Genomic DNA, 14272 nt, shown 5'->3' with positions numbered 1-14272 from the left:
TTAGCGTCAAGCGAAAGGCCATCATTCGGGTGCGAGAATCAACGCTGCGCCATCTCCCCCACCGGATACACCGACTCCCATCCCCCACCCAACGCCCGGTACAACCCGACCATCGCCAGTGAAACGCCGGTGGAGCTTTCCACCCATTGTTCCTGGGTGGCGAGCAGTGCGCCTTGCACAGTGAGGACGTTGACGAAGTCGACCACGCCTTCGACGTATTGCTGTTGCGCGGTGCGCAGGGCGATCTGGTTCTGGCGCACGGCTTCGGCGAGGCTGTCGCGGCGGCGCTGGCTGGCGTTGTAAGCGGTCAACTGGTCGTCGATTTCATGCCAGGCGCGCAGGACGGTCTGTTGATAACCGATGGCCGCTTCCTGTTGCTGGGCTTCGCGCAGTTGCAGCACGCCGCGCAGGCGGCCGCCGTCGAACAGCGGCAAGCTGAATTGCGGGCCGATGCCGAAGGCGCGAGAGCCCCAGGAGCCGAAATCACTGAGCTGCATGGCTTGCGAGCCGAGATTGCCGGACAGAGTGATACGCGGATAGAAATCACCCTTGGCCACGCCGATGTTGGCGGTAGCGGCATGCAATTGGGCTTCGGCCTGGCGGATGTCCGGGCGGCGTTCGGCCAGTTGCGACGGCAGGCCGATGGCGACGGTCAGTGGCGACTGCGGCACTGGCGCATCTGTGGATAACTCTCTGGTCAGGGCCTGCGGTGGTTCGCCCATCAACAGGCTGATGGCGTTGATCAGTTGCGCTTGACGCTGCTCCAGCGCCGGCAGGCGCGATTCGATGGCCGCCACTTGCGCGGCCGCTTCGGCGACGTCGAGATCGGTGGCCACGCCGTCGTTCAACCGCATTTGCGAGAGCTTCAGACTGTGTCGCGCCACATCGAGGTTCTGCTCGGTGACCGCGCGGGTATTCTGCACGCCGCGCAACTGGATGTAGTTCTGCGCGGTGTCGGCGAGTACCGCCAGCAGCACGCCGCGACGATCGTTTTCCGCAACTTCGAGGTTGGCGTCGGCGGCTTCGGTTTCCCGGCGCACGCGGCCCCAGAAGTCCAGCTCCCAGGAAGCCGAGAAACCGGCATCCCACAGGTTGAAGGCGGAATCGCCGTTGTGCCCGGACGGATCGTTCAAGCCTTCGCCACTGTTGCGTTTGCGTGCATAGCTGCCGGTGGCGGCGGTCGTTGGATAACGGTCGGCGGTGATCACCTGACGGGCGGCGCGGCTTTGTTGCAGGCGGCTGCTGGCCAGTTGCAGATCGAGGTTGCTGCGCAGGGCACGCTGAGTCAGGGCCGAGAGTTGCGCGTCGTGAAAGACTTCCCACCAGCGCTCGTTCAACGGTTCGCTGACAGCCTGGCTGACGGCAGTTTTTGACGGTTTTGCCCACTCGGCAATCCGGGTGGCTTCGGGTTTCTGGAAGTCCGGGCCGACGGTGCACGCCGCCAACGCCGACAGGCTCAAGACCAATGTCAGGGACTGAAAGCGCTTCATCGCTGCGTCACCTCACGCACCGACGTCATCGAGCTTTCGGTGTCGATGCTCGCTTCCACCGACATCCCCACGCGCAGGCGCTCGGCGAGTGGCTGGCCCGGATCCAGCAAAACCTTCACCGGAATCCGCTGCACAACCTTGGTGAAGTTGCCGGTGGCGTTGTCCGGTTTGACCGCCGCGAAGGTCACGCCGGTAGCCGGGGCGATGCTTTCGACGCGGCCGGTGAGGGCTTCACCGCCGAGGCTGTCGACCCGCACGACAACATCCTGCCCCGGCTGCACGTCGGTGAGCTGGGTTTCCTGGAAGTTGGCGACCACATAAGCCTGCTTCAACGGCACCACCGCCAGCAGTTTGCTGCCCGGCGTCACATAGGCGCCGACCCGCACGGCGCGCTCGCCGATCATGCCGTCCTGGGGCGCGGTGATACGGGTGTAGGACAGTTCGAAACTGGCGATTTCCAGCGCGGCCTGAGCGTGTTTCAAACTGCCTTCGGCGGCATCGCGTTGCGCCGTCAGAATCTCGACCTGCTTGCGTTCCGCTGCCAGTTTCGCGGTGGCCGTGTCCAGCCGCGCGGAGGCCTGGTCGATCCGGGTCCGCGCCTGCTGCGCGTTCTGCACGGTGCCGGCACCGACGCCGGCCAGGTGGTTATAGCGGTTCAATTCCTGCTGGGCGAAAGCCATTTCAGCCTTCGCCGAAACCACCGACGCCTGCGCCTGAGCGATCACCGAGGTCTGGCGCTCCAGCGTGGCCTTGGCGTTCTGCAACTGCGCGCGGGCCACCAGGGTTTGCGCATCGGCGGCCTCGGCGGCTGCGCGCAAGTCGCGGTCATCGATCAGCGCCAGCAACTGCCCGGCCTTGACCTGCTGGTTGTCTTCCACCAGCACTTCTTTGATGAACCCCGCCACACGCGGCACCACCAGGGTGAAGTCGGCAGAAACGAATGCATCGTTGGTGTTCTGCTGGGTGCGCTTGCCGAACAGGCCCGGCATCGCCAGATACACCAGCACACCGACCGCCAGCGCAGCGGCCACAGCCACTGCGAGTTTTTGCTTTGCTTGAGTCGTCATAAGAACCTTCTGTTCCAGTCAGGTCGGCGCGCGCGGCGGAAAGATCCGCGTCGGCAGCCAGAAAATCAGCAGGATCAGCGCCACCGCGACGCCGGCCATGCACAGATAAAGATCCGAAGAAGTCAGCACCACCGCCTGTTCGTGCAGGCGATGGGCGAGTCCGGGGTCGTTGCTTGCGGCCAGCGGCGAGTTGCCGAGGCGATCGACCAGCATCGTCGAGTGAAAATGCAGGCGCGAAGTGGTCAGCGCTTCAATCACGCCAGTAGCGACCACCGCCGCCAAGCCTTTCACGGTGTTGAACCACGCCGAGGCGAACGGCCCGTCCTGTGGCTGGATGCTGCCGGTCGACAGCATCAGCAACGGCAACACCGCCATCGGCTGGCCGAAAATCTGCAGCCATTGCAGGACGTAGAAATCGTCGCGAATCCATTCCGAGGTCAGTTGCGAGCCACCCAGACACGACAGCGTCAACATGCTCAAACCGATCCCGAGCACCCAGCGGCAATCGACCCAACGCAGGTTGCACAGCGCCGCCACCAGCGGCAGCGCGAGCAGTTGCGGCAATGCCGCGAGCAGCATGATCGGCGCGGTCTGCACCGGTCGGTAACCCTGCACCTGAGCCAGATAACTCGATGGAATCAGCACCACCGCCAGCAGCACCACCAGCACCCCGGCCAACGTCATCAGCGCAAACGACAGGTTGCGGATGCCGAGCATCTGCAACTTGAAAAACGGAATCGGCTGCGACCATTCATTGATCAGAAACGCCACCAGCAACAGCGAACCGGCGCCGAGCAAACCGCAGATCAGGTTCGACTCGAACCAGTCCAGGCGATTGCCCTGCAGCAGGCCGATCACCAGCATGCAGATCGCCGGAAAGCCCAGCAGCAGGCCTTTCCAGTTAAACGTCTTGAGGCGCTCCAGACGCAGCGGATCCTGCGGCAAACCGTACGCAACAGCAGCCATGGCGATCAGGCACGGCACGATGATTTGCCAGAACGTCCACTGCCAGCCGACGTATTCAGTCCACAACCCGGCCAGCGGCGTTCCGAGACCGGGGCCAAAGGTCGCGGTCAGGGCGTAACCGGCGAGGCCGTACAGTTTGAAATTGGCCGGCAAAAACCGCAGCGCAACGGTCATCAGCATCGGCGGCAAGGCGCCGCCGGCCAGGCCTTGCAGGATGCGCATCAGCAGCAGGCTTTCGTAGTTCGGGGCGAACGGGCAGAGCACCCCGAGCAGGGTGAACGCGCCGATGGCGCACAGGGTGAAGCGACGCAGGGAAAAGGTCACCGAGCACCACGGCGCGAATGCCATGGCCGCCACCGAGGTCGCGGTGTAGCTGGCGACCAGCCAGGTGCCTTCGTCGTAGCCGATGCTCAGGGCGCCGCGAATGTCGGCCAGGGCGACCTTGGTCACCATCTCGTTGAGACCCGACACCAGCACCGCCAGCAGCACGCCGACCAGACCGATGATGATCCGTGCCCCGAACACCGGTGGCGCGGCTGCCATCGGAGCGGCAGCGGCAATCGGCGCCGTGACCGTCAGGGATGTCATGCAAGCAAACTCCGGAGGGAAAAATACCGGAGCATCTTAGTCAGGCTTGTGACTGACGAAAATTGACTTGTCGGCAGCTTATAGTTGCGCCAGACGCAGTCCTCAGGGCTGGGCTGCCAGCCAGGTTTCGTCGCAGCAGGTCTTGAGGGTTTCGCGCAGCCAGCGGTGGGCCGGATCCTTGTCGAAACGCGGGTGCCAGGCCTGGGTCAGCATCAGCGTCGGCAACGGGATCGGCAGGTCGAACGAGCGCAGTTTCAAGCCCAGCCGCCGCACGCTGAGCAGCGCTTCCTTGGGCACCGGCAGGATCAGGTCGGAGTCCGGCAAGGCGAACATCGCCGCATGGAAACTTGGTGCGATCACCGCTACCCGCCGCTCCAGGCCCAGCGCATTCAACGCGGTGTCGATAGGCCCACGGGCGATGCCCCGGCGGGACATGCTGATGTGGGAAAAGCCGGCGTAACGTTCGGCCGTGATCTCGCCATCCAGCAGCGGATGATCCTCGCGCACCAGGCCGACGAAGTGGGTAGAAAACAGGTTCTGTATTTTGACTTCCGGGGTCACCGGGCGGGTGTTGCTGACACTCAGGTCGATCCGCCCTTCGCGCAAGGCTTCATCGTCGCCGTCGCCCTCAGGGACGAAGCGCAACTCACAGTGCGGTGCCAGTTGATCGAGGGTGTCGAACAGCTTGCCGCCGTACACGCCGACGAAGAAATCATTGGCGCGAATGCTGAAGCGCCGGCGCAACGTCCCCAGTTCCACCGCATCGGCCGAGCGAAACAGCAGCGCCGCCTGCTCGACCACATCGCGCACCTGCTCGCGCAGCTCCAGCGCCTTGGGCGTCGGCACCAGACCGCGACCGGCACGCACCAGAATCGGATCGCCAATGGCTTCGCGAATCCGCGTCAGCGTGCGGCTCATGGCCGCCGAACTGAGGTTCATCCGCCGCGCGGCGCCGACCACGCTGCCCTCGTCGAGCAAGGCATCGAGGGCGACCAACAGGTTCATGTCCGGGAGTTGCATGCTGAGCACTCGTGACCGATCAGGATTGATTCGCACGCAATGCTAGCAGATCAGAAAATCAGCGCTGCATCCCCCAGCGTTTCACCGTCACCCGCTCCAGCGTGTCGAACACCAGGTTCTCCACCAGCAAACCGATGAGGATCACCACGGCCAGACCGGCAAACACCTTGTCGGTGTAAAGCTCGTTGCGGTTCTGGAAGATGTACCAACCCAGGCCGCCCTTGCCGCTGGTGGCGCCGAACACCAGTTCGGCGGCGATCAGGGTGCGCCAGGCGAAAGCCCAACCGATTTTCAGCCCTGCGAGGATCGACGGCAGCGCCGCCGGAATCAGGATGAACAGCACGAAGCGCATGCCCTTCAAACCGTAGTTTCGGCCGGCCATGCGCAGGGTTTCCGAGACGCCGAGAAAACCGGCGTAAGTGTTCAACGCCAGCGCCCACAGCACCGAATGCACCAGCACGAAAATCAGGCTGTTCTGCCCCAGGCCGAACCACAGCAATGCGAGCGGCAACAGCGCAATCGCCGGCAGCGGGTTGAACATCGAGGTCAGGGTACTCAGCAAATCCCGACCAAACTGGGTCGAAACCGCCAGCGTGGTCAGGGCGAAGGCCAGGACGATGCCGATCAGGTAACCCTTGAGCAGCACCACCAGCGAAATCCACACCTTGCCCAGCAGTTCGCCGCTGAGCAGGCCGTCGTACAGCGCATGACTGGTCTGCAAAAAGCTCGGCAGCAACAGGTCGTTGTTCTGCACTCGGGCGACCACCTCCCAGAGCACGGCGAGCAAAATCAGGATCACGCTTTTACGCAGCCAGCCCTGTTGCCACAGGCGCTGGCCGAGCGGCAACTCGCGTTCCACCGGGACGCTGGTCAGCGGTTGCAAATCGTTTTCGAATTCTTGACGTACGGATGATGAATGGCTCATCGGGCAATCCTCCAGGCGGCTCAATAAGCGATGCGGATATCGGTGAAATCCAGTTCGCGCTCGGTTTCCGGCGACTGCCCTTCATCGAACAGCAAACGATGAATGCGCCGCGCCGACTCCTGAAACTCCACACCACCGAGGCTGTGCAGATCGTATTGATGGCTATGCACTTCCGCCCTCACCCGGCCCGGATGCGGCGACAGCAGCAGAATGCGATTGCCGACCACCAGCGCTTCTTCAATCGAGTGGGTGACGAACAGCAAGGTGAACCGCACCTCCTCCCAGAGCAGCAGCAATTCCTCCTGCATCTTGCGCCGGGTCAGGGCGTCCAGCGCGGCGAACGGTTCGTCCATCAGCAGGATTTTCGGCTGCATCGCCAGCGCCCGGGCGATCGCCACCCGCGCTTTCATGCCGCCGGACAAAGTGTGCGGATAGGCATCGGCGAACGCCGCCAGACCGACCTTTTCCAGATAGTGCAGCGCACGCTCTTCGGCTTCTTTTTTCTTCAGCGTGCGCGAAGCCAGCAGCGGAAACATCACGTTCTGTTTGACGGTTTTCCACGGTGGCAGTTGATCGAACTCCTGAAACACCACGATCCGGTCCGGCCCCGGCGCATCGACGCGCTGGCCCTGCAGACGGATCTCGCCCTCGCACGGCGCAATGAACCCGGCGACGGCTTTGAGCAAGGTGGATTTACCGCAGCCGGACGGGCCGAGCAGCACGAAGCGATCCTGTTGATCGACTTCGAAACTGACCTGGTGGGTGGCCCGCACGACGCGCTGCGGCGTGCGGTATTCGAGGCTGACCTGGTCGACCGCCAGCAGCGCCTGCGCCGTGGCGATCGGGTTGCTGGCCGCGTGGCCTTGCAAAGGGGCGTTCATGTCGATCAGCTCCCTTGCAGCGGCTTGGCGTCCTGGAAGAAGTAGTCCTTCCACGATTCGGGCTTGTTCTTGATCGCGCCGACGCGGTAGAGGAATTCGGCGAGTGGGTAGGTGTTTTTCGGCGTGACGCTGAATTCGAACTGCGGGTTGTCGATGATTTTCAGCAACGCGGCGCGGTCGATCTTGGCCTTGGTCACGCGGATGTAAGTGTCCGCCGCCGCGCCTTTATCGTTCTGCGCAAATTGCGCGGCTTCGGTCAGGGCTTCGACGAACGCCTTGTAGGTTTTCGGGTTCTCGTTGCGGAATTTCTCGGTAGCGAACAGCACGGTCGGCGAGTTCGGGCCGAGCACGTCATAGGAGTTGAGCACCACGTGCACGTTCGGATTTTCCAGTGCCTGATCCTGGAACGGCGGGTTGGAGAAGTGCCCGGTCAGCTCGGTGCCGCCGGCGATCAACGCAGCAGTGGCGTCCGGGTGCGGAACGGCGATGGTGTACTTGTCGAGGCGATTGAATTCCTTGTCGCCCCACTGCTTGGCCGCCGCGTATTGCAGGAACCGCGACTGCACCGAAACGCCCACCGCCGGCACCGCAATGCGGTCCTTCTCGGTGAAGTCGGCGATGGTTTTGACCTTGGGATTGTTGCTGACGAGGTAGTACGGGAAGTTGCCCAGAGAGGCCACGGCTTTGACGTTCTGCTTGCCATGTGTGCGATCCCAGATGGTCAGCAGCGGCCCGACGCCGGCGCCGGCAATGTCGATGGAACCGGAGAGCAGCGCATCGTTGACTGCCGCGCCGCCGGACAGCTGGGTCCAGTCGACCTTGATGTCGAGGCCTTCCTGCTTGCCGTACTTCTCGATCAGTCCCTGATCGCGCACCACGTTGAGCAATAAATAGACAATACCGAACTGTTCGGCGATGCGGATTTCACCTTCGGCGTGGGCCACGGTCGGCGCCACCAGGCTGCCGGCGATCAGGCTGAAACCGAGGCCGATGGCCGCTGCCAGCGGCGCGAATGGAAGACGTTTGGACATGATCGGTTCTCCGGCGAATCAGAAAGGCGCGTCGCCCTGGATGGTGGTGCGATACAGCTTGCGGCGCAGGTGCGCAGGGCAGCCGGCGGCAAGGTGGATCAGCGAGCGGTTGTCCCAGAACACCAGGTCGTGGGGCTGCCATTGATGGCGATAGATGTTCTGCGGCAGCACGCTGTGGGCGTAGAGCTCGTCGAGCAGTTGCTTACTTTCATCTTCCGGCAGGCCGACGATGCGGGTGGTGAAGCCTTCGCTGACGAACAACGCCTTGCGGCCGTTTTCCGGGTGGGTGCGGACTACCGGGTGCACGACCTCGGCGACCTGAGCCAGTTGCTCCGGGGTCAGGGTCGGGCGCCAGTTGCCTTCGAATTTGGTTTCGCTGTAACGCGCGGTATAGGAATGCGCAGCCGAGCGGCCTTCAACGGCTTTGCGCAGCGCGTCGGGCAGGCTGTCCCAGGCTTTGTGCATGTCGGCGAACAGGGTGTCGCCGCCTTCGGACGGCAGCTCCTGGGCATGCAGCATCGAGCCGAGGCTCGGCAGCTCTTTATAGGAGAGGTCCGAGTGCCAGAATTTGCCGGCATCACCGAGGCCGATGTTCTGGCCGTTCTCGACGATATTGGAAACGATGAGGATTTCCGGGTGATTGGCCAGCAGGAACTGCTTGAGCACGTGGATCTGCAACACGCCGAAGCGGCGGCTGAAATCGATCTGTTGCTGCGGGGTGATGCGCTGGTCGCGGAACACCACGACGTGGTGATCGAGGTGCGCGCGGTGAATGCGGGCGAAGTCTTCGTCGTTGACCGGACGGGTCAGGTCGAGGCCGATGATTTCGGCGCCGACGGCACCGCTGAACGGGCGGATCTCGAAGGTTTGCGGCGCGACAGTCGCGGCGCTTGGGGTAGCAGTAGCTGCGGACATCAATCAATCTCCCACGCACGGCGCGCTCAAGGGCGCGCGCGTCGATCAGAAACTCACGCTGGATTGCGTGTTGGTTCGTGTCGTGCGGCGCGCCGATTGTTCGGCAGGTACGCAGGAGGCTGACTTTATAGATATAAGAAGCTGAATTTAAATACTGTTAACGAATAACGATATGGCGATTGCTTAGGGATGGACCGGATGGTGAGTGACCATTTGTGTCACTTACTGACAGGGATGTGGTGTTCAAACTGACGCTATCGTTGGCAAGCCAGCTCCCACAGGGATTTGCGTTGGAACACAACCGTGTGTTCGATGCGAAACCTGTGGGAGCTGCGGTGCGACGATTCGACTTGCCAGCGATGAGGCCCGGAAGGCCAATGAAGATCTAGCGTTCGTGCAACGCCTCGGCCCGCGCCCGGATGATCGGCTTGAGCAAATAACTCAACACGGTCTTCTTGCCGGTGATGATGTCCACCGACGCCACCATCCCCGGGATGATCAGCAACGGCTTCTCGTCAGTGCCGAGATGGCTGCGTTCGGTGCGCAGCTTGATGACGTAGTAGGTGGTTTTCTTGTCTTCGTCGGTGATGGTGTCGGCACCGATCTGCTCCAGCTTGGCCTTCAAACCGCCGTAGATGGTGTAGTCATACGCGGTGAATTTCACCGTGGCTTCCTGGCCCGGATGCAGGAACGCGATGTCCTGCGGGCGGATCTTCGCTTCGACCAGCAGGGTGTCGTCCAGCGGGACGATTTCCAGCAGGTCGCTGCCCGGCTGGATCACGCCACCGATGGTATTGACCAGCATCTTGTTGACGATGCCCCGTACTGGCGAAGTAACGAGCGTACGGCTGACCCGGTCTTCCAGCGCCTTGCCGGTGGCCTGGGCCTTGTTCAGGTCGGTGCGCGCTTCGTTGAGCTGAGTCAGGGCTTCGCTGCGGAATTTGCCGCGCGTCTCGTCGATCTTGCGCTGCACTTCCTTGATAGCCGATTCGGCGCGCGGGATCGCCAAAGTGGTGGCGTCGAGCTGACCACGGGTTTCCACTTCGGCACGTTTGAGTCGCAGCACTTCCACCGGCGACACCGCGCCCTGGGCCACCAACGGCTCGGACATGTTGATTTCCTGGCGTTGCAGGCCGAGTTGCTGGCGGTACTGCGCCTGCTTCGAGGTGAACTCACGGAGTTCTTGCTGACGCTGGATCAACTGCTCCTGCAAGCCACCAACTTCATCGTGCAGTTGCTGACGACGGCTGATGTACAACGATTCTTCGCTCTTGGCCTGACCCGGCACAGCCTTGAGCACGTCCTCGGGGAAATTCAGCGGACGGTCATCGACCTCGGCACTCAGGCGCTCGACCCGCAGCAGCATCGACAGGCGATCTGCTTCGGTTTCGCCGACGTTGGAGGCAAAACGTGTGTCATCCAGCCGCACCAGCGGTGCGCCGGCCTCAACGATCTGGCCTTCCTTGACGAACAACTCAGAGACGATCCCGCCCTCGAGGTTCTGGATTTTCTGGATCTTCGACGAAGGAATCGCCTTGCCGTCGCCCTTGGTCACTTCGTCGATCACGGCGAAATTGGCCCACAGCATCAGGAACACGAAGAAACCGATGATCGCCCAGATCGTCAGCCGCACCACGCGCGGCGCGTCCTCGATCAAGGCCTTGTTGACCTCTGGCAGCGGCTGCCCCTGCAGCGATGCCGAGCCTTTGAAGTAGCGGCGGATCGAATCCTTGAAACCCGACTTAAGCAACACTGATCTGCCCCTTCTTCAACGCTTCCATCACGGCCGCTTTCGGGCCGTCGGCGAGGATCTGTCCACGGTCGACCACCAGCAGGCGATCGACCAGCGACAGCAGCGATGCCCGGTGCGTCACCAGCACCACGGTCTTGTTTTCCACCACCGCCGCGAGGCGTTGCTTGAGGCGTTCTTCGCCGGTGTTGTCCATGGCGCTGGTCGGTTCATCGAGCAACAGGATCGGCGGGTTGAGCAACAGCGCCCGGGCCAGCGCGACGTTCTGGCGCTGACCGCCGGACAGGTTCTGCCCGCGCTCGCCGACTTGCAGTTCATAACCTTGCGGGTGCAGTCGGGCGAATTCGTGGACGCCGGCCAGTTCAGCGGCCTGCAGGACAAGTTCGTCTTCGACGTAACGAGCGCCGGAAATCAGGTTGTCGCGCAGGGTGCCGGCCAGCAGCTGGATGTCCTGCGGCACGTAGCCGATGTTGTAGCGCAGCTCGCTGACGTCGATCTGGCGGATGTCGACGCCGTCCACCAGCAACGCACCGTCGTCCGGCTGATAGAGGCCGACCAGCAATTTCGCCAGCGAACTTTTGCCCGAGCCGCTGCGGCCGATGATGCCGATCTTCTCGCCGGGACGGATCACCAGGTTGATGTTCTTCAGCGCCGGGTTCTGTTGTTCCGGGTAGGTGAAGTTGAGCTGGCGGCATTCGATCGCGCCTTGCAGGACCTTGCGGCTCAACGGGCGCTCTTCGAAATTGCGCTCTTGCGGCAACTCCATCATCTGGTCGACCGAGGTCATGGTCACCCGCGCCTGCTGGTAGCGGGTCAGCAGACCGGACAGCGACGCCAGCGGGCTGAGGGCGCGGCCACTGAGCATGTAGCAGGCAATCAGGCCGCCCATGCTCAGGTTGCCGGCGATGATCTGGTAAACGCCGAAGACGATCATGATCACCCCGGCCAGTTGCTGGATCAGCAGGGTGATGTTCATCGCCAGACCGGAGAGCATTTTCACCCGCAGCTCGAGACGGCTGAGGGTGCCGATGGTCTGTTCCCACTGATACTGGCGTTCGCTCTCGGCGTTGTTGACCTTCACCGCGTCGAGGCCAGCGAGGGTTTCGATCAGGCTCGACTGGCGCTCGGCGCCCAACGCCATGGTGCGTTCCATGGTTGCCACCAGCGGCTTCTGCAAGGCGTAGCCGATCAGCAGCGCAATCGGAAAGGCCAGCACCGGAATCCACACCAGGTGCCCGCCGAGAATCGCGATGACAATGAAGATCAGGATGGTGAACGGCAGGTCGATCAGGCTGGTCAGGGTCAGCGAGGCGAGGAAATCGCGCAGGCTCTGGAACTCGTGGATGTTCTGGGCAAAGCTGCCGACCCGCGCCGGGCGGTATTTCATGGCCATGCCGACGATGCGTTCGAACAGCGTGGCGGAGATGATCAGGTCGGTTTTCTTGCCGGCCAGATCCAGGCACAGGCTGCGCAGGCTCTTGAGGATCAGGTCGAACATGTAGGCGCCGGTGATGCCCAGCGCGAGCACCCACAGGGTCGCTTCGGCCTGGTTCGGCACCACGCGGTCGTAGACGTTCATCACGAACAGCGGCGCGGCCATGGCGATGATGTTGATCAGGAAACTGGCGGCGATGGCGTCGGCATACAGCCAGCGCGAACGCTTGAGGGTGTCGCGAAACCACGAGCGCGCACGCGGGATCAGCGTGCCGTGGTTGACGTCGAATTTGTGCTGGGGCTGGGCGAAGAACACTTTGCCGGTGTAGTCGTCGGCCAGCAGCTCCCGGCTGACCAGGGATTCGCCGCCGTCGCTTTCGCTGAGCAGCACCCGCGCTTCGTTCTCACCCTGCCAGCCGAGCAGGACGGCACTGCGGCCATCCTTGAGCAGCAACAACGCCGGCATGGCAATCGCCGGAATTTCTTCCAGCTTGCGTTGCAGCACCCGCCCTTGCAGCCCGGCGCGCGCCGCTGCACGGGGCAGCAGCTCGACACTCAGGCGTTGTTTGGGCAGCGGCAGGCCGGTGGTCAGCATCGCCGCGCTGGCGGGTTTCTGGTGCAGCATGCAAAGAGCGAGCAGACCATCCAGTAACGGATCGTCGTGCAACGCGCGTGGATCATGACTGAGATGAACTCGACTGACTTCTGATTCCACGCTCTGCACTCTTAACGGTTGAAAAGGGACAACTCAATTCATCCCAGGCAACTGGACCTTGGGCTTCACGTCGTTCTGCACAACGGATGCCAATGGTGCGACCACTCCCTGGCTCTTGAGTAACTCGCCCATGGTCGCCTTGATTCGATACTGAGTAAATAACTGAATGTTTTTGATCTCGGCCAGACGGCGCGAAGCGGTGAACAGTTCGTTTTCGCTGTCGAGCAAATCCAGCAGGGTCCGTTCGCCGAGGCTGAACTGACGCTGGTAAGCGGTGCGCACCGAGGTGCTGTGATCAACGTACTGCTGAGCGATCGGCACCTGGGCGTTGGCGTTGTTCAGGGCGTTCCAGGCCAGGCCCAGTTCTTCATTCAATTGACGCAAGGCGTTGTTGCGGATGTCCAGCGCCTGGTTCGACAGGTAGGACTTGGACTCCAGATCCGCCTTGTTGCTACCGCCCGAATACAGGTTGAAGCGCATGCGCAGCATGGCCTGCCATTCGTTGTTGTGACCGTTCTGGCCGTCGAGATCGTTGTCGGCGGTGCGGCCCAGCTCGGCGTCGAAGCGCGGGTAGAAGGTCGACTTGGCGGTCTCGTACTGCTTCTCGGCAGCGGCGATATCGGATTCGGCCGAGCGCAGGATCGGGCTGTTTTCCAGCATCTGCGCGCGGGCTTCATTCAGATTGGCCGGCATCATCGCCATGAACGGCGCCGGACGCTCCAGCTGATCGGGCATCTGGCCGACGGCGCTGAGGAAATTGGTTTCCGAGTCGGCGAGGTTGGTCTGCTCGGTGATCAGGTTGTTGCGGGCCTGGGCCATCCGCGCTTCGGCCTGATCGAGGTCGGCACCGCTGCCGACGCCGCGCTGGGTGCGCAGCTGGATCTGGTCGTAGATGCGCTGGTGGCTTTTCAGGTTTTCTTCGGCCAGACGCACGAATTCGCGACGGGTCAGTACATCCAGGTAAACCTGGGCCACGGTGAGCGCGGTGCGCTCGGAGGTGCCGAGCAAGGAATAGGCGCGGGAGTTGACGGTGGCTTGTTGACGCCCGACTTCGCTGGACGTCGCAAAACCGTCAAAGACCATTTGCGACAGACGCAAACTTGACTCGCTGCGGTTCAGGGTTTCCCAGTGATTGCCGCCACCGGCGGCACGGGTGGTGACGCTGTCGGTGCCTTCTCGGCCATAACCGCCCAGCAGATCGACCTTGGGCAGGTATCCACCTTTTGCAGCCTTTAACTGATAATCCGCGGCCAGTCGGCTGTTGACCCCTGCCTGGATTTCCGGATGGACATCCAGCGCCTGCTGCATGGCTTCTGGTAAGGATTGTGCTTGTACGAAAGACGCGGCGAGAGCGAAGGGTAGAGCCTTGAACAGGTGCGAACGCATGGTAAAGATTTCCCAGAACTTCTTGTCTTGAATCACAGCAAAATGACGAGCTGCGTCGGAAGATGGCAACCGGAATGACCGTATGTCGGAAAGTTTAAAACCGG

At 62.4% G+C, this 14272-nt stretch carries 11 protein-coding genes; all 11 read right to left on the bottom strand.

All coding sequences use genetic code 11. The features are described 5' to 3' along the window. Window positions 1–38: 38 nt before the first annotated feature. Window positions 39–1490, bottom strand: a complete 1452-nt coding sequence (locus KJY40_RS01720) for an efflux transporter outer membrane subunit (protein WP_230734599.1) — start codon at window positions 1488–1490, stop codon at window positions 39–41. Further along, on the bottom strand, window positions 1487–2557 hold the full coding sequence (locus KJY40_RS01715) for an HlyD family secretion protein (protein ID WP_074689345.1): 1071 nt from the start codon (window positions 2555–2557) through the stop codon (window positions 1487–1489). The genes KJY40_RS01720 and KJY40_RS01715 overlap by 4 nt, the downstream gene beginning before the upstream one ends. Before the next feature lie 18 nt (window positions 2558–2575). Beyond that, on the bottom strand, window positions 2576–4111 hold the full coding sequence (locus tag KJY40_RS01710) for an MFS transporter (protein WP_230734597.1): 1536 nt from the start codon (window positions 4109–4111) through the stop codon (window positions 2576–2578). 102 nt (window positions 4112–4213) lie between these two features. Beyond that, on the bottom strand, window positions 4214–5131 hold the full coding sequence (locus KJY40_RS01705; protein ID WP_007957716.1) for a LysR family transcriptional regulator: 918 nt from the start codon (window positions 5129–5131) through the stop codon (window positions 4214–4216). A 58-nt stretch (window positions 5132–5189) separates the two neighbouring features. After that, window positions 5190–6056, bottom strand: coding sequence for an ABC transporter permease (locus tag KJY40_RS01700; protein WP_085608535.1), 867 nt, complete (start codon window positions 6054–6056; stop codon window positions 5190–5192). A 20-nt stretch (window positions 6057–6076) separates the two neighbouring features. Then, window positions 6077–6937, bottom strand: coding sequence for an ABC transporter ATP-binding protein (locus KJY40_RS01695; RefSeq protein ID WP_230734595.1), 861 nt, complete (start codon window positions 6935–6937; stop codon window positions 6077–6079). Window positions 6938–6942: 5 nt separating this feature from the next. Further along, entirely contained in the window at window positions 6943–7968 is a 1026-nt protein-coding gene (locus KJY40_RS01690; RefSeq protein ID WP_007957722.1) for an ABC transporter substrate-binding protein, read from the bottom strand. An 18-nt stretch (window positions 7969–7986) separates the two neighbouring features. Beyond that, window positions 7987–8883: a TauD/TfdA dioxygenase family protein gene (locus KJY40_RS01685; RefSeq protein ID WP_085613330.1), complete on the bottom strand. Its 897-nt coding sequence runs from the start codon at window positions 8881–8883 to the stop codon at window positions 7987–7989. Window positions 8884–9268: 385 nt separating this feature from the next. After that, entirely contained in the window at window positions 9269–10636 is a 1368-nt protein-coding gene (locus KJY40_RS01680; protein WP_011331851.1) for an HlyD family type I secretion periplasmic adaptor subunit, read from the bottom strand. Beyond that, window positions 10626–12782 (bottom strand): type I secretion system permease/ATPase, encoded by a 2157-nt coding sequence (locus KJY40_RS01675; protein ID WP_192563031.1) that lies wholly within the window; start codon window positions 12780–12782, stop codon window positions 10626–10628. The genes KJY40_RS01680 and KJY40_RS01675 overlap by 11 nt, the downstream gene beginning before the upstream one ends. Window positions 12783–12815: 33 nt before the next feature. Beyond that, window positions 12816–14168 carry a TolC family outer membrane protein gene (locus tag KJY40_RS01670; protein WP_007957732.1) on the bottom strand — a complete coding sequence of 451 codons (1353 nt, stop codon included), beginning with the start codon at window positions 14166–14168 and terminating at the stop codon, window positions 12816–12818. Window positions 14169–14272 lie beyond the last annotated feature (104 nt).

Source organism: Pseudomonas fitomaticsae, from assembly GCF_021018765.1.
GTDB classification, from domain to species: Bacteria; Pseudomonadota; Gammaproteobacteria; order Pseudomonadales; family Pseudomonadaceae; genus Aquipseudomonas; species Aquipseudomonas fitomaticsae.
This window is presented reverse-complemented; position numbering and strand designations above follow the sequence as displayed.